At 71.8% G+C, this 18123-nt stretch carries 24 protein-coding genes and 2 pseudogenes; 14 read left to right on the top strand and 12 right to left on the bottom strand.

Annotation, left to right across the window (positions count from 1 at the left end):
• Positions 1-5 precede the first annotated feature (5 nt).
• The 3 genes from ABTZ03_RS38275 to ABTZ03_RS38285 all read right to left on the bottom strand — a co-directional run bounded on the left by ABTZ03_RS38275 (position 6) and on the right by ABTZ03_RS38285 (position 2184).
• On the bottom strand, positions 6-416 hold the full coding sequence (locus ABTZ03_RS38275; protein ID WP_350517823.1) for a PPOX class F420-dependent oxidoreductase: 411 nt from the start codon (positions 414-416) through the stop codon (positions 6-8).
• Positions 417-589: 173 nt separating this feature from the next.
• Positions 590-985: a peptidase inhibitor family I36 protein gene (locus ABTZ03_RS38280; RefSeq protein ID WP_350517824.1), complete on the bottom strand. Its 396-nt coding sequence runs from the start codon at positions 983-985 to the stop codon at positions 590-592.
• A 44-nt stretch (positions 986-1029) separates the two neighbouring features.
• Positions 1030-2184, bottom strand: a complete 1155-nt coding sequence (locus ABTZ03_RS38285; protein WP_350517825.1) for an erythromycin esterase family protein — start codon at positions 2182-2184, stop codon at positions 1030-1032.
• A 148-nt stretch (positions 2185-2332) separates the two neighbouring features.
• Between ABTZ03_RS38285 and ABTZ03_RS38290 the strand changes: the two genes are divergently transcribed.
• Positions 2333-2917, top strand: coding sequence for a hypothetical protein (locus ABTZ03_RS38290; protein WP_350517826.1), 585 nt, complete (start codon positions 2333-2335; stop codon positions 2915-2917).
• Between the two features lie 172 nt (positions 2918-3089).
• Here the strand turns inward: ABTZ03_RS38290 and ABTZ03_RS38295 are convergent, their stop codons facing one another.
• Together ABTZ03_RS38295 and ABTZ03_RS38300 are read right to left on the bottom strand one after the other, a co-directional pair.
• Positions 3090-3371: a hypothetical protein gene (locus ABTZ03_RS38295; RefSeq protein ID WP_350517827.1), complete on the bottom strand. Its 282-nt coding sequence runs from the start codon at positions 3369-3371 to the stop codon at positions 3090-3092.
• 150 nt (positions 3372-3521) lie between these two features.
• On the bottom strand, positions 3522-4148 hold the full coding sequence (locus tag ABTZ03_RS38300; RefSeq protein WP_350517828.1) for an XRE family transcriptional regulator: 627 nt from the start codon (positions 4146-4148) through the stop codon (positions 3522-3524).
• 129 nt (positions 4149-4277) lie between these two features.
• On the opposite strand from ABTZ03_RS38300, the gene ABTZ03_RS38305 reads away from it, so the two are divergent.
• The 5 genes from ABTZ03_RS38305 (at position 4278) to ABTZ03_RS38325 (ending at position 7841) form a co-directional block, all read left to right on the top strand.
• On the top strand, positions 4278-5003 hold the full coding sequence (locus tag ABTZ03_RS38305) for a class I SAM-dependent methyltransferase (RefSeq protein ID WP_350517829.1): 726 nt from the start codon (positions 4278-4280) through the stop codon (positions 5001-5003).
• A 131-nt stretch (positions 5004-5134) separates the two neighbouring features.
• Positions 5135-5530, top strand: coding sequence for a nuclear transport factor 2 family protein (locus ABTZ03_RS38310; RefSeq protein WP_350517830.1), 396 nt, complete (start codon positions 5135-5137; stop codon positions 5528-5530).
• Positions 5531-5701: 171 nt separating this feature from the next.
• Positions 5702-6004, top strand: coding sequence for a hypothetical protein (locus tag ABTZ03_RS38315; RefSeq protein ID WP_350517831.1), 303 nt, complete (start codon positions 5702-5704; stop codon positions 6002-6004).
• A 271-nt stretch (positions 6005-6275) separates the two neighbouring features.
• A complete protein-coding gene (locus tag ABTZ03_RS38320) occupies positions 6276-6758 on the top strand; it encodes a hypothetical protein (RefSeq protein ID WP_350517832.1) in 483 nt (160 codons plus the stop codon).
• 108 nt (positions 6759-6866) lie between these two features.
• The gene (locus ABTZ03_RS38325) at positions 6867-7841 is read left to right on the top strand and encodes an SDR family NAD(P)-dependent oxidoreductase (protein ID WP_350517833.1); all 975 of its coding nucleotides are present in this window, start codon (positions 6867-6869) and stop codon (positions 7839-7841) included.
• Between the two features lie 59 nt (positions 7842-7900).
• Here the strand turns inward: ABTZ03_RS38325 and ABTZ03_RS38330 are convergent, their stop codons facing one another.
• Positions 7901-9148, bottom strand: coding sequence for an RNA-guided endonuclease InsQ/TnpB family protein (locus ABTZ03_RS38330; RefSeq protein ID WP_350517834.1), 1248 nt, complete (start codon positions 9146-9148; stop codon positions 7901-7903).
• A gap of 137 nt (positions 9149-9285) precedes the next feature.
• Between ABTZ03_RS38330 and ABTZ03_RS38335 the strand changes: the two are divergent.
• From ABTZ03_RS38335 to ABTZ03_RS38355, 5 genes and pseudogenes are all read left to right on the top strand, one after another.
• Positions 9286-9798 (top strand): annotated as a pseudogene (locus ABTZ03_RS38335) (GlxA family transcriptional regulator); the annotation flags it as partial.
• Positions 9799-9866: 68 nt separating this feature from the next.
• Complete coding sequence (locus ABTZ03_RS38340) at positions 9867-10319, top strand: nuclear transport factor 2 family protein (protein WP_350517835.1); 453 nt, start codon at positions 9867-9869, stop codon at positions 10317-10319.
• A gap of 54 nt (positions 10320-10373) precedes the next feature.
• Positions 10374-10802: a VOC family protein gene (locus ABTZ03_RS38345; protein ID WP_350517836.1), complete on the top strand. Its 429-nt coding sequence runs from the start codon at positions 10374-10376 to the stop codon at positions 10800-10802.
• A 36-nt stretch (positions 10803-10838) separates the two neighbouring features.
• Complete coding sequence (locus tag ABTZ03_RS38350; protein ID WP_350517837.1) at positions 10839-11438, top strand: hypothetical protein; 600 nt, start codon at positions 10839-10841, stop codon at positions 11436-11438.
• 74 nt (positions 11439-11512) lie between these two features.
• A complete protein-coding gene (locus tag ABTZ03_RS38355; RefSeq protein ID WP_350517838.1) occupies positions 11513-12544 on the top strand; it encodes a terpene synthase family protein in 1032 nt (343 codons plus the stop codon).
• Positions 12545-12684: 140 nt separating this feature from the next.
• On the opposite strand, the gene ABTZ03_RS38360 is transcribed toward ABTZ03_RS38355, so the two are convergent.
• The 6 genes and pseudogenes from ABTZ03_RS38360 to ABTZ03_RS38385 form a co-directional block, all read right to left on the bottom strand.
• Complete coding sequence (locus ABTZ03_RS38360) at positions 12685-13338, bottom strand: DUF2306 domain-containing protein (protein WP_350517839.1); 654 nt, start codon at positions 13336-13338, stop codon at positions 12685-12687.
• 80 nt (positions 13339-13418) lie between these two features.
• A pseudogene (locus ABTZ03_RS44325) lies at positions 13419-13682 on the bottom strand (hypothetical protein); the annotation flags it as partial.
• Between the two features lie 84 nt (positions 13683-13766).
• Positions 13767-15359 carry an amidohydrolase family protein gene (locus ABTZ03_RS38370; RefSeq protein WP_350517840.1) on the bottom strand — a complete coding sequence of 531 codons (1593 nt, stop codon included), beginning with the start codon at positions 15357-15359 and terminating at the stop codon, positions 13767-13769.
• Positions 15360-15594: 235 nt separating this feature from the next.
• A complete protein-coding gene (locus ABTZ03_RS38375) occupies positions 15595-16062 on the bottom strand; it encodes an NUDIX domain-containing protein (RefSeq protein ID WP_350517841.1) in 468 nt (155 codons plus the stop codon).
• A 74-nt stretch (positions 16063-16136) separates the two neighbouring features.
• A complete protein-coding gene (locus ABTZ03_RS38380; protein ID WP_350517842.1) occupies positions 16137-16376 on the bottom strand; it encodes a hypothetical protein in 240 nt (79 codons plus the stop codon).
• Positions 16373-16576, bottom strand: coding sequence for a hypothetical protein (locus ABTZ03_RS38385; protein WP_350517843.1), 204 nt, complete (start codon positions 16574-16576; stop codon positions 16373-16375). Before ABTZ03_RS38385 ends, ABTZ03_RS38380 begins: the two co-directional genes overlap by 4 nt.
• Before the next feature lie 120 nt (positions 16577-16696).
• Here ABTZ03_RS38385 and ABTZ03_RS38390 point away from each other — a divergent pair, with 120 nt between their 5' ends.
• From ABTZ03_RS38390 to ABTZ03_RS38400, 3 genes are all read left to right on the top strand, one after another.
• The gene (locus tag ABTZ03_RS38390; RefSeq protein ID WP_350517844.1) at positions 16697-17536 is read left to right on the top strand and encodes a helix-turn-helix domain-containing protein; all 840 of its coding nucleotides are present in this window, start codon (positions 16697-16699) and stop codon (positions 17534-17536) included.
• Positions 17521-17730, top strand: coding sequence for a DUF397 domain-containing protein (locus tag ABTZ03_RS38395; RefSeq protein ID WP_350517845.1), 210 nt, complete (start codon positions 17521-17523; stop codon positions 17728-17730). The genes ABTZ03_RS38390 and ABTZ03_RS38395 overlap by 16 nt, the downstream gene beginning before the upstream one ends.
• Before the next feature lie 213 nt (positions 17731-17943).
• A partial coding sequence (locus ABTZ03_RS38400; RefSeq protein WP_350517846.1) for a DUF397 domain-containing protein occupies positions 17944-18123 on the top strand: 180 nt, incomplete at its 3' end.

Below are 18123 nucleotides of genomic sequence, written 5' to 3' on the forward strand. Positions count from 1 at the left end.
GACCGTCACCTCACGTCGCGGGCACGGCTGCCCAGCGCCTCCAGGTTCCAGGTGATGATCCGGCGCGGGTGGACGCGGATGATGTCCTGGCTGAACCGCCCGGGCGCCACCGGCGGCACCTCCACGGCCAGCACCTCGGCCCGGCCCCGGATCTCGACCCCGCGCCCCCACCCGGCGGCGACCGGGTCGTCATCCGGGGCCATGTCGTCCACCAGCACCGAGACCTCGGGCCGGGCCTGGGCGTTGCGGTACTTGCGGCTGCGCGCCATCGCGGGCCCGCCGATGTCGATGGTGCCGTCCTCGTTCAGCCGGAAGCCCACCGGCCGCACCTGCGGGGCGCCGTCGGGTCCGATGGTGGCCAGCCGGGCCAGCAACTGGCCGGTGAGGTAGGCGCGTTCAGTCTCGGTGAAGATCATGCGGCCGACCCTAGGACCTCAAGCCGCCTTGAGGTCAAGGCCGGCGGCCAACCAGACGCCTGGGGTGTCCAGAAGGCAGCGATCCGCGCGGCACCGCGTTTCAAGGCCCCTTCGGGAACCGTCGAAGGACAGGACGGCGATGGCTTCCCGACTGCCCGGCGGGCACCGCTGCGTCACTGCTCCCACAGCTTGAACGCCCTGACCCGGTAACGGACTTCAGGCGCCCAGATCCCGTCGCCGGGGAAGGTGGCGAACTCGGCCGTCTCCGCGCACACGTCGGACTGGTAGGCGACGACCGGCCGTCCGGTCCGGTTGGCGAGGGACTGCGCGTCGGTGCCCGGTGGCAGCGTGGTGCAGCTCTCGATGTCGACACGGGTCAGGTCGTAGACCTGCCTGACGCCCTCGAAGCCGCCCTGCGGCCAGAGGCAGAGCTCCCCCGGGGCGCAGGGCCCGGGAACGCTGGCCTGGACGGCCTGGGCACCAGGGGCGACCTGCGCAGCGGTACGCGGGAGGAGGGCGGTCGCGGCTAGGGCGATCTGGACGGCCAGAGCGATCAGATCGGCGGTCATGCGTCGATTCGTCACGGCCGGTCAACGGCCCGGCCGGGGCCCGGTCACGCCAGGTAGTGCACCGGGGTGACCTCGCGGAGGTGGACGAGGAGGTCGAAGGCCTCGGGGAGGGAGGCGACCGCGAGGTGTTCGGCACGGTCGCGTTCCGGGGTGTAGACGCCGCTGATGACGCGGGCCTTGGCCGGGCCGGCCCACTCCCGGCGCGCGTCCGCCTCGCGCAGGTCGAGCCAGTGGGCGGGCAGTTCGGCCGCGCCGAGGCGGGCGTCGAGCAGGTCGGGGGCCGGGTCGGGGACGACGGCCACGCCCAGGTCGCCGTGGTGGAAGCCGATCGCCGCAGAGACGTACCGCGCGCCGTAGCGCTCGCGCAGCAGGCTGCCGACGGTGGGCTGGGGGCCGCGTTCGGGGGCCATGCCGAGCACGGTCGGGGCGGCCGAGGTGTGGGCGATGCCGTCCCAGTACACGGTACGCAGGCCGGTGCGCTGCTGGGTGTCCGTGAGGACCTCGGCCCAACTCTCGGCCTCACCCGCGTAGTTGGCGCGACCGGCGACGCTGTGCTCGTGGTAGGCCGCGATCAGCCGCATCCGCGCGAGCGTGTCGCCCTCGGACGTGACGGACTCGACCAACGCGAGGGCGTCGCGGGCGTGTTCGGCGAACGGCCGACCTGGGTGGATGCCCCGGGCCCGCTGCACGTGTTCGTCCACCTCGTGGGCGGTGCGGATCGGGTCCAGGTGGGCCGCCAGCTCGGCGAGGCGCTCGGGCGCCGAGGCGCAGACGTGGGCCAGGACGGCGTCGTAGTCGGCGGGTCGGGCCTGGAGAGGCTTCACGCTGTAGATCCGGACCGGGTCGTCGGCGTGGTCCCGGTTGTACGCCCGGATCCACTCCAGGGCGGCGGCCGTCTCGGCGGTGCGCCACGGCCGCCAGGCTCCGGCGAGCGCGGTCTCGGCCGTCCCCTCGCCGTCGCGCACGTACGCGTCGAGGGCGGCGCCGACGGCGGCGTCGTCCTGGACGGCGAGGGCGCGGAAGCCGTGCTCCCCCACGAGCCGGCGGGACAGCCGGTCGCGCACCTCGGAGGTCTCCCGGGCGAAGCGGGTGGACTCCCCGATGCCCACCACCACGGCCCCGTCGGCCAGTTGTACGGCGATCCGGTCGAGCTCGATGTCGGAGAGCGGGAGGGCGGCGGGTGCGGTGTCGTTCGGCATGCCGCCCAGTGTTGTAGTTCAAGTCGACTTGAGGTCAAGCACCAACTCCTTCGGGTGAAACCCCTTCACATGAGACCAAAAGACATCAAAAGAACGGTAAAACCATGCCGTTGGAACGTTCCCATCCCTTCTCTCGATGGAGATTCCCATGTTGTTGCGCACCCTGCGCCGCCCCCTGGCCGTCCCGGCGGTCCTGGCCTGCTCCGCGGCACTGCTGGGGGTGTCGGGTTCGGTGACGGCAGCCGAGGCCGACGCACCGGTGGTCGTGATCTCCGACTGGTCCGCGTCCAAGGCCGCGGCCACCGCGACCTGTCCCAGCGGCACTCAGCTCGTCGGCGGCGGCTACGACTCCCAGCCCGCGCACCTGGGCAGCGGGGCGGTGGCCGACGCGGTGAACACCAACGCCCCCTCGGCCTCGAAGCCCAACACCTGGGTGATCAAGATGGACCAGGGCAAGGCCAAGGCGATCGCCATGTGCAGCAAGGCCTCCTCCACCGCGCCCACCGTCGTCACCTCCGCCTGGTCCGCCGACAAAACGGCCGCCTACGCGACCTGCCCGAACGGCACCCAGCTGACCGGCGGAGGCTACGACTCCCAGCCCGTGCACACCGGCAACGGCGTCAACGCCGACACCGTGGCCACCAACGGGCCCTCGGGCGCGAAGCCGAACTCCTGGGTCGTCAAGATGGACCTCGGCAAGATCCAGTCCTTCGCGATGTGCGTCCCGGACTGAGCCCGGCGGACACCGGCCCGGACCGCCGAGCGCGCGAACGCCGAACTGGCCTGGCAGGGGTGGTAGTTCACCCTTTCACGGGCAGGCATTCGGCGATCAGGACGGCGGGCCGGGGGCCGGTGCCGGTGGGGCGGACCTTCTCCGTCAGCAGAACGGGCCGGATCCACCGGGCTCAGGCCACGAAGTAGCTCCCGCCGAAGGTCCCGGCGGACTGCCCGGGCTCGACCTCGGCCGTGACCGGGCCCTGGCAGTCGGCGGCCGCGTGCACCAGGACGGTGGAGTCGGTGAAGTTCTCGACGGAGACCGGCGAGGTGGCCGGGTAGCAGCCGCGCTGCGGGTCCTCGTACGGCACCCCGTTGACCACCAGCACCCCGCTGGCCGCCTGGGCGGGGACGGCGAGGGCGAACAGGCCGGCGGCGGCGAGCAGGAAGGTGGCGAAGATCCGGCGACGCATGGGGGGTCCTCCCGTTCGAGGGGATGCGCCACCCGGCGGCGGCGCCCGCACGCCAGGATCCTGGCGCGGCCGGCCCGGATACCGCAATCGCCCGATCCGGCGACGGCACGGCCGCAGCCGAGCGCCGTGCCGCCCCGCCGGCGGACGGGGTCAGCCCGTACCGCCGTCGTCGAGTCCGGCGATGACCCTGACGTCCGCTTCGGTCATGCCCAGGGCCCAGGCGACCTCCTGGACGAGCTCCGGATCCGGGTTGGTGCTTCCCCCGCGGAGCATGTGGATGGTGGACATGGATCGCGCGGTCGCCAGCGCCATCTCCTTGACCGAGATCCCGCGCAGGTCCATCAACCCGGTGAACAGCCGGGCGAACGGGTGCGGTTCCGGCCGCCCGGCGGGAACGGTGGCCGGGCCGAGGACCACGTCGCCGATCTTGGCCTGGAACCCGACCAGTCGCTCTCCCGCGAACCCGACCTTCGCGACGAAGGGCAGGCTCTCGCCACCACCGGAGCCGACCGTGCCCGGCACGAACACCTCGACGTACGTCGACAGGAGGCCGTAGCGGCCGCGACCGGTCTCCAGGGGCTTGCCCGGTTCGACGTGGTCGACCCTCCAGTCGCGGTTCCACCAGGGAAGGTCCTGCAGCACCTCGTTGAAGAAGGGGGGCAGCACGGTGATGTCCACCGGGTCCGGAGGGTTCTTCTGGCCTCCCCAGATGATGCCGGGCCAGTACCTCAGTGCCGCGATCACGTCCGCCGTCAGCGTGCGGTTGGCAAGCTCCATGCCCACACTCTCGCACCCGTTCGGCCGGGTGTTCGGGCACCCCGCCGAACATCTGCCGCCACCGCCCGAACTCCCGGACTCCCGAACCAGCCCGACTGCGAAGGGAGTTGGACGCCTAGGATGCTTCGTATGGCAGACGAATGCTACGGACACCCGCAACTGGCCGCCGTCTACGACCCGCTGGACCCCGACCGCCCCGACCTGGACGCCTACCTGCTCCTGGCCGAGGAGTTGGGGGCGCGCCGGGTGCTGGACATCGGCTGCGGCACGGGGGTGTTCGCGCTGCTGCTGGCCGGGCGCGGGATCGAGGTGGTCGGCGTCGATCCGGCCGCGGCCTCGGTCGAGGTGGCCCGGGCCAAGCCGGGCGGCGAGCGGGTGCAGTGGATCCACGGCGACGTCGACGAACTCCCGGTGCTTCACGTCGACTTGGCGACGATGACGGCGAACGTCGCGCAGGCGATCGCCGATCCGCAGGACTGGCGGCAAACTCTGCACGGCGCCCGGCGGGCGCTGCGCCCGGGCGGGCACCTGGTCTTCGAGACCCGTGATCCGGCGGCCCGGGGCTGGGAGGAGTGGACCCGTGAACGCTCCCACCGGGTCACGGAGTTGGCGGGCGTCGGCGCGGTGGAGAACTGGGTGGAGCTGCTGGAGGTGAGCGGGCCGCTGGTGACGTTCCGCCAGACGTACGTGTTCGGTGCGGACGGGCAGGTGCTGACCTCGGACTCGACGCTGCGTTTCCGGGAGCGCGAGGAGGTCGAACGGGACCTGGCCGCCGCCGGGTTCGCGCTGGAGGAGGTGCGCGGCGCGCCGGACCGGCCGGGGCGGGAGCTGGTGTTCCTGGCGCGGCGGCCCTGAACACACGGGACCGAACGGGGGCGCCCGGAAGGGGTGTTCACAACCCCGTTCGCGCCGGGCGGCCCGGCGCGCTTCGCCGGTGCCACGAACGAGCGCCGCCCGGCGCGGATGCCCGGGATAGCGTCCCGCCCATGACCACCACCTCTCCCGCAGACCCCACCGATCCCGACGTCGCCCTGGTGCTGGCCGCCTACACCGCCTACGCGCGGGGCGACATCGACGCCGCCGTCGTCGACCTGGACCCCGACGTGGACTGGGTCGAGCCCGAGGAGTTCCCCAACGGCGGTGCGCACCACGGCCGGGACGCCGTGCACAAGTACCTGGGCGCCGCGTACGCGATGTGGAGCGAGCTCGTCTCCGAGCGCACCGCGTACCGGCGCGGCGAGGAGATCGTGATCGTCCACCACATGCGCGGCGTGCAGACGGACGGCGTACCGCTGGAGCTCACCGCCGCCGACGTGTTCACCGTCGTCGAGGGCCGGGTGGTGCGGATGCACGCCCACGCCGACCCGGCCGAGGTGCTGTAGCGCGCCCCGGCGGCGCGCCCCTCGTGGGAGTGATCCGGACCGGGCGTCGGCGCGGCGCCCGGCCGGGAGGGGCCCGCCTTCCGGTAGGCATGGGCGGGCGGCCGGGTTCGTGGGCGAAGGATGCCCGCGCCCGGCCGTCAACTCCACGCCCGCCGAAAGGATCGACCGACCATGAATCTGGTACGACGAGCGGCCGCCGCCGGCTGCACCCTCGCCCTCGCCCTGGGCGGTGCCGTCGCCCTCGCCCCGGCCGCGCACGCCCTGCCGGGGACGTGCTTCGCCGACGTGATGTACCACATCAAGATCCGTGACGGGGAGGCCATCGAGCGCGCCTGCAGGATCGGCGAGGCCGGCACCGAGGAGGCGATCCGGGAGTGCGTCTCGGAGATGACGCGCCACGACGTCGGCGCCGAGCTCGCAGCCGAGGCCTGCAGCCTGGCCTCCAAGCCGTACCGCGTCCCCGGGCAGTCGTAGCACCCCCCGCCGGGGTGATCCTGGTCGGGCGTCGGCGCGACGCCCGGCCGTGATCGCGGCCAGCGGCTGCCGCCGCGCCCCCGAGGTGCAGCCGGCCCCGCCACCGCACAGCGCGGGAAGTCGGACGGGCCGACTTCCCGCGCTTTCGCATGTCAGGGCCCGGTGGCTCGTTTCCCGGCCCGGCGTGAATCGTTGATCGCTGTACGAACCGCTGTACCACCTACCGACGATCACGCCCCTCCCCCACAGGGCCGCAACGGAGAGCCCTCCCATGCCCGTTCGCCCCTGGCGCGCGGCGGCCGCGGCCGCCCTGCCGCTGTTCCTGCTGCTGGCCGCCCCGCACGCCGTGGCGGAGCCGGCCGCATACACGCTGCGCAACGCCCGCACCGGCACCTGCCTGCACCACACCTTCGGCACCGCCCAGGTGCGGCTGGAGCCGTGCGAGGCGGTGCCCGAGCAGCGGTGGCAGCTGCGCCCGGCGGGGACCTCCGTCAACGTGGCGGACTTCGACCCGGAGAAGAACGCCTGGGGCTGCGTGGCCATCGGCGACAACTGGACCATCCGCTACGGCCAGTGCCGCGTCACCGAGTCGGCGTGGCGGATCCCGGAGGACGACGGCCGCTCCCGGGTCCGCTCGGCCTCGGACCTCAACGACAACGACCTCTACCTGACGGAGACCGAGGAGGGCCTCCTCGGCGCCCAGCCCGGCGGCACCACCCCCTCCGCGGACTGGCTGGTCGACGAGGTGCCGTGAAGGCCCCACGCCGGTCCCGTGACAGCGGGGACAGCGGGCTGCCGGTGGGGCGTGAGCGGCGCGCGGAACCCTGGGGGCCACACCGAGCACAACCACCGGGAGCCCGTCATGCCCTCCTCCTCTTCCTCCTCCTCCGCAGTCCGCACCCCGCCGTGGGACGTCCACCGCCTGCCCCGCGCCGACGGCCGGGTCGTCCTGGTCACCGGCGGCAACGCGGGCATCGGCTACTTCGTCGCCGAGCAGCTCGCCGGCGCCGGGGCCACCGTCGTCCTGGGCAGCCGTGACCGCGCGAAGGCCGGGGCCGCGATCGCCTCGATCAGCGCGCGGGTGCCCGGCGCCCGGGTGCGGCACCTGCCGCTGGACCTGGCCGACCCGGCCTCGGTCGCGGCAGCCCCCCACGCGCTCACCCTGGAGCGCCTCGACGCGGTCGTCCACAACGCGGGCATCGCGTTCGACGACCCGCCGCGCCGCACGGACGCGCACGGCCACGAGCTGATGTTCGCCACCAACCACCTGGGCCACTTCGCCCTGACCCACCACCTCGCCCCGCTGCTGCGCGCCACCCCGGGCAGCCGGGTCGTGACCACCGGCAGCTTCGCCGCCAAGTCGGAGCGCCTGGACCTGGCCGACCTGCAGAGCGCCCGCGACTACCGGCCCAAGCGCGCCTACTCCCGTTCCAAGCTGGCCCAGATGCTGTTCGCCGTCGAGCTCGACCGCCGGCTGCACGCCGCGAACGGCGGCAACGGCAGCGGCACGCTGAGCGTCCTGGTCCACCCCGGCGGCGCGCTGGACACCCTCACCCCCGCGCGCCCGCACCTGCCCGCCCCCGCCACCGGCCGGCGCCTGGCCCACCTGCCGCTCGCCCTGGCCGTCCAGGGCAAGGACGCCGCCGCCTGGCCCGCCGTGCGGGCGGTGCTCGACCCGGGGGTGCGCGGCGGCCCGGTGCTGTGGGGCCCCCGGGCGTTCGGGCTGCGCGGCGAGCCGAGGCCCGAGCCACTGTGGGAGCACCTGGCCGACCCGGTCACGGCGGCCCGGCTGTGGGAGGCGAGCCGCGAACTGACGGGCTGCGAACCGAAGTTCTGACGCTTCGAGTCGGACGTGCTCTACGTCGACGAGGACCCGGTCTTGGCTTCCTCCCCGTCCTAAAGAACGGGGATTCCGGCCGCGCGTGCCGCGCGGGGGCTTCGCCCCGTGCGTGTACGCGTTGCCGGTGGTTGGCGTTTCACGGACCGGGTAGCCCCGAGGTCTCCACGCCCTGAGACCGCCTGCCCGGCGGCCTTGATGTTCTTCGCCGCGTTCACGTCGGCGTGGTCCCGGTGCCCGCAGGCGGTGCACTCGAAGGCCGCTTGGCTCTTGCGGTTCTTCGGGTCCACGTGCTTGCAGGCGTGGCAGGTCTGCGACGTGTACGCGGGATTCACCAGGACCACCCTGGTCCCGGTGGTGCGCGCCGCGTTGCGGAGCGCGAGTTCGAGCATGTGCCAGCCCTTGTCCAGGACGGCCCGGTTCAGCGCAGCCTTGGCGCAGACGTTGCGGCCGGGGCGCTCGACCGTCCCCGACGCGGAGGCGGTCATGTTCTTCGTACGGAGGTCTTCCAGCACCACCACCGCGTTCGCGGCAGCCAGCGTGCCAGCCGTCCGCGCGCAGAAATCGGCGCGCCGGTCGCGGACACGACCGGTGACGGCGTTGATCTTCGCCAGCACCGCCCGGCAGCGGTTGCTTCCGCGCTCACACCGGGCGAGCCGCTGTTGCAGGCGGCGCAGCCGCGCCGCCTCACCAGCCGTCACGTACGGCCGGTCGTGGAACACGCCGTCACTGGTGGTCGCGGCGACCTTCACACCCCGGTCCACCCCGACCGCCGTGTTCGGCATCGCATGCCGTTCGGGCGTCTGCTCTCCGTCTTCCACCAGAAACGACACGAACCAGTCCCGCCCCTTCCGGGAGACCGTCGCCGACCGAACGTCGCCCCCGAGGGGACGGGACCAGCGGAACCGGACCCATCCGAGCTTCGGGAGCTTCGCCCGGCCCCACTTGCGGCCGATCCGCTCCACGGTGATCCGGTTCCCGGCCGGGAACCGGAACGACGGCGACCAGCGCGCCTTCGACCGCCACCGTACCCGGAACGTGCCGTGTTCACGGCAGGCCCGGTCAAGGTCGCGAAGCGTCTGCTGCAACACGTGCGACGGGGCATCGGCCAGCCACGGGAACTCTCGCTTCGCCTCCGCAAGCTCGGCGGCCTGCGGCACGAAGTTCATCCACGCACCCCGCCGCCGGTACTCCCGCCGCTGCTCCAGGGCGGTGTTCCACACCGAACGGCATATACCGCCGAACATCTCGCACAACTCGACCTGAGCAGAGTCGAGTTCAAGCCGATACCGTCGACCCGCCAACATGGGAACACCACCCTTCGACTACCGCGACCAACGTAGTGCACGCCACCGACAACGCAGCGACCTGCGCAGCTTCGCGGCCCAGCCCCAAAGATGGACTAACTCCGCCCTGAAGGACGTGGTCTGCACCCAAGAGTTCGATCACCGGCGCCGGCACCGCTGCCGGCGTCGACACCTGCCTCCACCTGGTCCGCAAGGAGCACGGCAGCGCCGTCGCCAACGCGATCGCCCGCCGCATGGTCGCGCCCCCGCACCGCGACGGCGGGCAGCGCCAGTACCGCGAACGCCCGCTCCCCCGGCCCGGGACCGGTTCGCTGGCCCCCGTGCTGGCCTGGATCGAGGCCAACCTCGACCGGGAGCTGACCGTCGAGGCGATGGCCCGCCACGCCCACCTGTCCCCGCGCACCTTCGCCCGCCGCTTCCGCCAGGAGACCGGCACCACCCCGCTGCAGTGGCTCACCGGGCAGCGCGTGCTGCTCGCCCAGCACCATCTGGAGACCACGGACGAGCCGATCGCCGTCGTCGCCCACCGCACCGGCTTCGGCAGCATCGACACCCTGCGCCACCACTTCGCCCGCCGCCTGGGCACCACCCCGCAGGCCTACCGGCGCACCTTCGCAGCCCCGCCCGCCGCCCCGCCCGCCGACGGCTGACCGGTGTTCCGGCTCCTCGTAGGCTGGGGTCGGACACGCAACCGGGAACAGTGCGGCAGGGAGCGGCGATGACGGACGACGGCGCAAGTCCCCGCGAGCTGCTCGCGGCGTTCCACCGGGCGATGGTGGACTTCTCGGCGGACGAGCTGGCCGACCTGCACGCCGAGGACGCGGTGTACGAGTTCCCGCTGCTGACGCCCGGCCGGCCGGAGCGCTACCGGGGCCGGGCGGAGATCCGGGCGGGCTTCGGCGCCGCCTGGGCCGGCGCCCCGGTGCGGGTCGAGGAGATCCGCGACGTCGTCGTCCACGAGACGACGGACCCGGAGGTGATCGTCGCCGAGCAGCGGGCGGCGGCCGTGGTCACCGGGACGGGCCACGCGTTCACGCTGCCGTTCCTGCTCGTGCTGCGGGTGCGCGCGGGCCGGATCGTCCATGTCCGGGACTACGCCGACGCGTTGCGCGGTGCGTACGAGCTGGGCCGGCTCGGCGCGGTCGTGGAGGCGCTCACGGGGTCGCGGTAGCCGGTCCGCAATATTGCGGTGAGCGCCCGTACGCCCCCTGCTACGGTGCGCACCATGTCTGCCGTGATCAGGAAGTTCCAAGTCACCTTCGACGCCGCGGAGCCCGAGCGCCTCGGCCGCTTCTGGTGCGAGGTGCTGGGCTACACCGCCCCGCCGCCGAAGGGCTTCGACAGCTGGGAGGACTTCCGGCAGTCCGAGCCCGAGGACAAGCGGGGCTCCTGGTTCGCCCTCACCGACCCGTCCGGCGAGGGCCCGCGGATCTACATCCAGCGCGTCCCCGAGGGCAAGACCGCCAAGAACCGGCTGCACCTGGACGTGCGGGTGGGCACCGGCCTGGTGGGCGAGGAGCGCCTCGCCGTGCTGGAGGCGGAGGCCACCCGGCTGGAGGCGCTCGGCGCGGTGCGGGTGCAGGTGCTGTACGACGGCACGGACTCGTGCATCTCGATGCAGGACATCGAGGGCAACGAGTTCTGTGTCGACTGAGTCGGCCGAACTGCCGGGCCGTAGGATCCGGTTGGTATGACGACCGTCATAGTCACCCTCGCCGTGGCCTTCCTCGGATACATAGCGACCTACCTGAACAACCTGCGCCTGTCGCAGCGCGAACGGCGCCTGGAGCGGGTCAACCGCCAACTGGCCGAGCTGTACGGCCCGCTCCTCGCGCTCGTCGAGGCCAACCACCGCGCCTACCGCGCCTTCACCGAGCTCCACCCCCGTGACGACGGCCGCAACCTCTTCCAGCACCGCCCCGACCGGCCGGGCGACCGGCCCCCCACCCGGGAGGAGCTGGCGGAGTGGCGGAAGTGGGTGGAGGCGATCGTCCTGCCCAACCAGCGGGCCGTGCGGGAGGTGCTCACCACCAAGGCGGACCTCCTGATCGGACCCGAGATGCCGGGCGTCCTGCTGGAGTTGTACGTCTTCACCGCCGTCGACGAGGTCGAGTTCCCCCGGCAGTGGGCCGAGGGCACCCGCCGCGAACTGCGGCAGGAGTACCCCGTGGGCGCCATGACCCGCTACGTCCGCGACTGCTTCGACCACCTCAAGGGCCAGCAGGCCAAGCTCCTCGGCCACCGGGACCGGGCGTTCCCCGGCCCCCGCCCACCGGCCTCGAACACCTGAACTCCCCTGCCCGGAAGGGACATCCGCCGTGATCCGCGGCATCATCGGGGCCACGGCGGGGAAGCCAACGGATCATGGATTCCCTATCGCGGCAGCAGTTCCACATGCCCTTCGAAGCCCGTCTCAACCCGCACCTCGACCGGGCCCGCGCCCACACCCGCCAGTGGGCCCGGAAGATGGGCATGTTCGACGCCAAGTACGTGCAGTGGCCCGGCCGGTGGAGCGAGGAGAAGTTCGAGCAGGCCGACTTCCCGCTGTTCATCGCGCTGACCCACCCGGACGCCGACGCCCGCGAGCTGGAGGTGGTGACGGACTGGCACGTCGCCCTGTGGTTCGTCGACGACCTCTTCCTGCCGCTCTACCGCCGCGGCCACGACCGGGCCTCGGCCGGCGCCCAGGTGGAGCGGCTGATGCAGTTCCTGCCGCTGGACGGACTGCCGCGCCCGCTGATCCCGGACAACCCGGTCGAGCGGGCCTTCGCCGACCTGTGGACCGGCACCGCGGCGACCATGAGCCCGCTGTGGCGCGAACGGTTCACCGCCAGCGTGCGGCGCTTCCTGGAGGGGGTGCTGTGGGAGCTGGAGCACGTCGACCACGCCGTCGCCGACCTGATCGAATACCTGGGCGCGCGACGGGACTTCGGCGGCCTGCAGTTCACCGCGATCCTGATGGAGCACGGGCTCGGCGAGCTGCACCCGGAGCTGCTGCGCGACCGGGGTGTGCGCACCGCCGTCGACGCGTTCGTGGACGGCGTCAGCCTGCACAACGACATCGTGTCCTACGACCGGGAGGTGGAGGAGGGCACGGTCGGCAACAACGGCGTGGAGGTCGCCCGCGTGGCGCTCGGACTGGGCCGGGGCGAGGCCACCACCCTGATCGACGACCTGCTCACCGCCCGGGTCGACACCCTGGCCGCCGCCCCGGCGGCCGTGCCGGTGGGAGCGGTGCCGTTCGTCGAGGCCCTCCAGGAGGCGCTGGCGGGCTCCTACCGCTGGCACGAGCTGACCGGCCGCTTCGGCACGACGGCGGCGGCCGGGCCGCTCGGGGGGCCCAGCGGTCTGGGCACCTCTGCGGTCTACGCCTTCTCCGCGGCGGGACGGCGATGACCGGTCGGCCGCACCCCGGTCGCGGGCGGAGTCGGCCGTCCCGGTGGTTGTTCGTGTAGGCGTCACAGGTACGGCCCGGCCGCCCCCGGTGATCCGCGGGCGGCCGTGGTTTTCCCTCCGGCGGCCCGGCGGCTCCGGCCTCAGGACCGCCGGCCGGCCAGTGCCGGGGGCACCGGGGACTCCTGGAGTGGCTGCCGGGCGGGGCGCGCCCGGGTGAACCAGCAGGCCAGCAGGAGGTTGGGGACCCAGCACAGCCAGGCGATCACCGTGTAGGAGGTGCGGAAGTCCAGGTGGGCCGCCTGGCTGACCGGCAGCATGAGGCGCAGCGTGACGGCGGCGAAGGTGAGCGCGAAGCTGCGGATCATCCAGCGGCGGTGGTCCTCCACCCGGCGGTGCAGGATCATCCGCAGTCCGGTGCCGCCGGTGACCATCCAGGCCACGCCCAGGCCGGCGAAGCCGAGTTGGGCGACCGGCCCGCCGTAGGCGAGGGGCGCCAGCAGCAGCGCGCCGATCCCGCCGACCAGGCAGCCCAGCAGGTACGCGCGGCCGATGCGGCGGTGCCAGCGCGGCGAGCGCCGGCGCAGCCGGGCGGAGAACTGCCAGGGCCCGAGGGCCAGGGCGGTGATCGCGCCGAAGATGTGGATGTAGAGGGGGAGTTCGTGGGCCAGGTAGGTGGCGCGTTGGTTGCCGGAGAAGGTGTCCGGGTTGAAGGTCAGGTACCTGGCGGAGATGAGGACGACCAGTGCGGAGAGCACGGTCATGACGGCCCAGCCGGCCCGAGTGAGGTTGCGCATGGCCCGAGTTTCCGACTGCCCGGCGCGGGCGGGCATCCGGGCGAACCCTGAGACGGACCCCGAAAGAACCCTCAATATCCTTACGGGGTGCGGGAGTTGAGGGTACAGGCAGAATCCTGCTGGTCAGCGCCATGGGGATATCCCCCCGATCGGCCCTGGAGCGCGCTGCAGTGCGCTGCAGTGCGCTCCACGACCTAGCGGACCTTGCCGAGCCCGGAGCCGTGGGCAATGCCCCGTCGGGCGATCACCGGCCTGATTCCGCGCTTCCACAGCAGGCGGCGGTACTTGTCGAAGTCGTAGCCCCGGTCGGCGAACAGCCGCCGGGGCCTGCGCCGCGGGCGTCCGGAACGAGAGAAGAGCGCACCTGGACACCCTGGCGAGACCGCCGAGTGCAAGGCGTGCGATTCGGCTCGTACCGGGGCACTCGGCTACACCGGCGCGTGCGGTGCCGCGGGGCGGGTGGTCGTGTGGGGCCGGCGGATCGGCTGGCCGGGGCGCGCGTCCAGGATCTCCTTGCCGTCCTGGATGATGGGGCTGCCGTTCACGATCACGTGCTGGAAGCCGGTGGACCGCTGGGCGGGCTGCGTGAAGGTCGCGTTGTCCCGCACGGCGGTGAGGTCGAACACCACGATGTCGGCGTCCGCGCCGACCTGGATGCGGCCCTTGCTGCGCATCTGCGGCACCGACTTCTCCAGGATCTGCGCGGGAATGAGGCTCGTCTTGCGGATCGCCTCGACCAGCGACAGCTTGGGCTCGCGCCGTCCGGGGCCGCCGCGCGCCCAACCCGCGAGGAAGCGGGAGAAGCAGCCGGCCGAACGCGGGTGGGCGAACATGCCCTCCAGCGGCCAGTCGTCCATCTTGTCGGCGAGTGAGCCGTCCGCCCGTACCCAGGGCATCCCGTCGGAGGCGATCGCTGCTTCGGGGTGCAGGACGGAGAGGTCGAGCATCTCCGCGTCGGCGTCGTTGTCGTCCGGGTGCAGGAAGTGCATCACGATGACGGCGCCGGGGTCGTCCTTCTGGAGTTGGTCGATCTTCTCCTGGGTCAGCTTCTCGCCGTTGTACTCCATGGCGGAGGCGTCGTCCACGCCCCAGCGGGCGAGCCAGTCGTCGCGGAAGACCTCCGCGCCCACGGTGCTGGAGCAGGCGCCGTAGGGGTAGGCCTCTACGGTGATCGGCAGGCCGCGTTCCTGGGCGTCGGTGACGAGTTCCACACAGGCCTTGATGTCCCGGCCGGCGACGCTGTTGAGGTGGCAGATGTGCATGTGCGCGCCGGTGGCCGCGGCGAGGGAGATGAGCTCGCCGAGTCCTTCGAAGCCGCTGTCCGGCTCCTGGACGGAGAGGTAGCGGATGTGGGTGAAGGTCGGCACCCCGTACTCGGCGGCGAGCTTCGCGAGCGCGTGGTACTCCTTGCGGCCGTAGCCGGGCGCGTAGCCGCCGTTGATGCCGATGCCCAGGGCGCCCTCCCGCAGCCCCTGTTCGACGCCGGCGATGATGTTCGCCACCTCCTCCTCGTCGGCCAGGCTCTTCTGCCAGCCGTCGCGCTCGAAGGCCTTCTGGAACCAGGTCAGTTCGGCCTTGGGGGGCGCCATGTCCTTCTCCTTCTCCGCGATGCGTGCGTACGTCCACGCGGCGGAGGCGCCGTAGTTGATCGGGCGGCCGCCGTCTGCAGCCACGTTGTCGTAGAAGTCCGAGATCGGCAGCAGGCCCGATTCCAGTTCGAGCGCGGTGGTCACGCCGTCGAAGGCCTGCATCCACGCGGCGGGCAGCTGCTGGCCGTGCGCGTGGAGGTCGATGAACCCGGGCGCCACGACCAGGCCCGCGGCGTCGATCACCGCCTCTCCCTCCAGCGGCTCGCCGGAGAGCGCCGCGATGCTCCCTCCCTTGATCCCCACGTTCAGGATCTCGTCGGTGCCCGTGTCCGGGTCGACCACCCGCCCCCCGGCGATGACGATGTCGTAGGGGCCCGGCTCGTTCGGACGCACGGGGCGCTCTGCAAGGTCTTCCTTCGGCTTCTCGGCCATCTGCACTTCCCTGCTCACCGTTGGTACTTCGTACCCGAGCAAGACTGACATCCAATCAGCCAACCACAGTTCGCCCACGGCCCGGATTCACCTGGAGGGAGCAGCCAGCCCGCCGAAGGCGCAGCCGTCCGCGATCATGTCGTCCTCGGCCTCACCGGGACCGGCTCGGGGACGCAGCACAACGGAGGACCTCACCCCCTGGAGCGCGCTGCAGTGCGCTCCAGGGCCGGTTCGTTCAGTCGGGGCGTTGGCCGTGTTGGAGGATGGGCAGGGTGCGGCCGGCGAGTGCTTCGGTGACGCGGGCGGCCTGGGAGGGGGCCATGTGGCGCGGGAGTTCGCGTACGGGGACGAAGCGGGCGCCGTGCAGGCGGCTGCGGTGCTGGGGCGGGACGGTGACGGGGTGTTCGTCGCGCACGGTGCCGCCGTCGAAGACCAGGGCCAGGCGTTCCAGGTTGCGGTCGGCGGGGTTGTAGTCGAGCGCCGTGACGTGGGTGAGGCGGGCGATGATGCCGGTCTGGGCGTGGAGGTGGCGGGCGGCGGCGCGGTGCGGGGGCTCGTTGGCCTTGCCGGGGCCGCCGGGCAGGATCATGCCGTCCAGGTAGTCGGGGTCGACGAGGAGGACGTCGCCGCGCTGGTTGCGCAGCAGGACGAGGCAGCCGAGGCGGCAGATGGGGGGCTTGGCGAGCAGTCGGGGGTCGTGCACGGGGGTTTCACTTTCTGAGGGCGTAGAGGAGGACGGCGGCGAAGCAGGCCCACCAGAGGATGCGGGCGAGGAGTTCAGTCGTCATAGGTGAGGCGCTCGTAGCGCAGGCCCTTGCGCAGCAGGTCGACGATGCGCAGCAGGTCGAGCGGGCGGGCGGTGAGGTGGAGCAGGTACTCGCAGGACTGGCGGCCGGTGTCCCAGTCGACTTCGAGGGTGGGGAGTTGGACGCGGCCCAGGGCGAGGACGGTGGTGAGGTCGTCCAGGACGGCGGCGGCCTGGCGGCGCTGCTCGGCGGTGATGCGGGAGAGGGTCACTGCTCCCCCGGGCGGTGGTGGACCTCGAAGCAACGCCAGGCGCTGAACGCGTCGTTGAAGGAGGAGTAGCGGGCGCGGTCGCCGGAGGTGGTGTCGAGCAGCCACTCCCCGGTCGTCTCGTTGCGGACCCGGTAGCACCGGGCGCCGGTGTCCCAGAGGACGCCGTAGCCGTGGAGGCGGGGGACTTGGGCATGGGCCATGGGAATAGAACTCTCTGCGACGGGAGTTTCACGTTCTGTTGCACATGGTGGCCCGGTGCCCCCTAGCATCGGAAGTGACCTGCTACATGCCTCGGGGTTCCTTGGAAGTTGAGGACTGCCATGAACAAGAAGAAGATTGACCCGGAGTCGAGCCCGTGGGCGCCCTTCGGGATCCAACTTCGCAACTTCCGCGAGGCCAGGGACCTGCTGCAGGAGGAGCTCGCGCCGCTCCTGGAGTGCTCCGCCTCGCACCTCTCCTACATCGAACTTGCGCACCGGCCGCCGAGTCGCAAGCTCGCTGAACTGGCGGACATCGCACTCGACACCGGCGGCACCATGCTGCTGATGTGGTATCAGCTGAAGAATGCGGCGATCCTGGAGGGCTTCCCGGAGTACGCGCGCTACGAAGCCCTCGCCGAACAAATCAGGATCTTCGAGATCAACCTCATCGCCGGGCTTCTGCAGACCAGGGCCTACGCAACGGCGATCCAGATGGGCGATGTCCGGCAAGGCGGTTCGACCCAGAAACTCGCCGAAGATCGCATCGCATTCCGGCTTGCCCGTCAGCGAGTCCTCGAACGGACTCCCCCTCCGCTCGTCCATGTAGTGCTGGACGAGAGCTGCCTCAGGCGGGTGATCGGGGGACGCGACGTCATGATTGAACAGTTGCTGCACCTTGAACAACTGGCCACCCGCCCCAACATCGTCATCCAGGTGGCGCCATTCAGCCTGGGTGAGAACAGGCCGTTTACGCAGGCAACGCATCTCCTTACCATGCAGAACCGCAAAGTTCTCGCTTACGGAGAAACTGAGCAGCGTGGCTACATCGACCGCGACACCAAGTCAGTTGCCGCACTGGACAGCAGTTACGATCGGCTTGCGATCGAAGCCCACGGCCGGGCTGAATCGCTGGCTTTCATGCGTGCAGTGAGAAGGGATCTGGAGTGGATGTCGACCTGACCGAGGCTTCCTGGCGGAAGAGTTCGTACAGCGGCGCGAACGGCGGCGCCTGCGTCGAAGTCGCTGACGACTTCGCCGGCGTCATGCCAGTCCGCGACTCCAAGGACCCCTCCGGCCCCGCCCTGATCTTCTCCGCCACCGCCTGGCAGTCCTTCGTCACCGCCATCCGCACCGGCGAATTCGACACCCGCTGACCCCAGTTCATGGCCCCGCCACCCCTCCCCCGGGGTGGCGGGGCCATGCGCAGGAGATCGGTGAGCTTCACCAGGCGGGACGCGGCCCCTGGCGCAACGCGAAGATCAGGCGTCGATCTCTTCCCTGACCAGGAACTACGATCACTTGCTGATCGAAGCCATGAATCGGGCCGACTCAGTCGCCAAGTTCCGCTCGGTACGGAGGAACCTCGAATGGATGTCAACCTGACGCGCGCGTCCTGGCGGAAGAGCACGTTCAGCGGCGGCGGCGGCGGGAATTGCGTCGAAGTCGCTGACAACTTCGCCGGCGTCATGCCAGTCCGCGACTCCAAGGACCCCTCCGGCCCCGCCCTGATCTTCTCCGCCACCGCCTGGCAGTCCTTCGTCACCGCC

This window comes from Kitasatospora sp. NPDC096077 (assembly GCF_040303245.1).
Taxonomy (GTDB): Bacteria; Actinomycetota; Actinomycetes; order Streptomycetales; family Streptomycetaceae; genus Kitasatospora.

Excerpts from the sequence above, each read along its gene's own strand:
- ABTZ03_RS38295 (WP_350517827.1), bottom strand. The coding sequence starts at position 3,371 with ATGCGTCGCCGGATCTTCGCCACCTTCCTGCTCGCCGCCGCCGGCCTG.
- ABTZ03_RS38310 (WP_350517830.1), top strand. The coding sequence starts at position 5,135 with ATGACCACCACCTCTCCCGCAGACCCCACCGATCCCGACGTCGCCCTG.
- ABTZ03_RS38300 (WP_350517828.1), bottom strand. The coding sequence starts at position 4,148 with ATGGAGCTTGCCAACCGCACGCTGACGGCGGACGTGATCGCGGCACTG.
- ABTZ03_RS38390 (WP_350517844.1), top strand. The coding sequence starts at position 16,697 with ATGAACAAGAAGAAGATTGACCCGGAGTCGAGCCCGTGGGCGCCCTTC.
- ABTZ03_RS38290 (WP_350517826.1), top strand. The coding sequence starts at position 2,333 with ATGTTGTTGCGCACCCTGCGCCGCCCCCTGGCCGTCCCGGCGGTCCTG.
- ABTZ03_RS38355 (WP_350517838.1), top strand. The coding sequence starts at position 11,513 with ATGGATTCCCTATCGCGGCAGCAGTTCCACATGCCCTTCGAAGCCCGT.
- ABTZ03_RS38340 (WP_350517835.1), top strand. The coding sequence starts at position 9,867 with ATGACGGACGACGGCGCAAGTCCCCGCGAGCTGCTCGCGGCGTTCCAC.
- ABTZ03_RS38315 (WP_350517831.1), top strand. The coding sequence starts at position 5,702 with ATGAATCTGGTACGACGAGCGGCCGCCGCCGGCTGCACCCTCGCCCTC.
- ABTZ03_RS38350 (WP_350517837.1), top strand. The coding sequence starts at position 10,839 with ATGACGACCGTCATAGTCACCCTCGCCGTGGCCTTCCTCGGATACATA.
- ABTZ03_RS38360 (WP_350517839.1), bottom strand. The coding sequence starts at position 13,338 with ATGCGCAACCTCACTCGGGCCGGCTGGGCCGTCATGACCGTGCTCTCC.
- ABTZ03_RS38385 (WP_350517843.1), bottom strand. The coding sequence starts at position 16,576 with ATGGCCCATGCCCAAGTCCCCCGCCTCCACGGCTACGGCGTCCTCTGG.
- ABTZ03_RS38285 (WP_350517825.1), bottom strand. The coding sequence starts at position 2,184 with ATGCCGAACGACACCGCACCCGCCGCCCTCCCGCTCTCCGACATCGAG.
- ABTZ03_RS38325 (WP_350517833.1), top strand. The coding sequence starts at position 6,867 with ATGCCCTCCTCCTCTTCCTCCTCCTCCGCAGTCCGCACCCCGCCGTGG.
- ABTZ03_RS38320 (WP_350517832.1), top strand. The coding sequence starts at position 6,276 with ATGCCCGTTCGCCCCTGGCGCGCGGCGGCCGCGGCCGCCCTGCCGCTG.
- ABTZ03_RS38330 (WP_350517834.1), bottom strand. The coding sequence starts at position 9,148 with ATGTTGGCGGGTCGACGGTATCGGCTTGAACTCGACTCTGCTCAGGTC.
- ABTZ03_RS38370 (WP_350517840.1), bottom strand. The coding sequence starts at position 15,359 with ATGGCCGAGAAGCCGAAGGAAGACCTTGCAGAGCGCCCCGTGCGTCCG.
- ABTZ03_RS38275 (WP_350517823.1), bottom strand. The coding sequence starts at position 416 with ATGATCTTCACCGAGACTGAACGCGCCTACCTCACCGGCCAGTTGCTG.
- ABTZ03_RS38345 (WP_350517836.1), top strand. The coding sequence starts at position 10,374 with ATGTCTGCCGTGATCAGGAAGTTCCAAGTCACCTTCGACGCCGCGGAG.
- ABTZ03_RS38305 (WP_350517829.1), top strand. The coding sequence starts at position 4,278 with ATGGCAGACGAATGCTACGGACACCCGCAACTGGCCGCCGTCTACGAC.
- ABTZ03_RS38280 (WP_350517824.1), bottom strand. The coding sequence starts at position 985 with ATGACCGCCGATCTGATCGCTCTGGCCGTCCAGATCGCCCTAGCCGCG.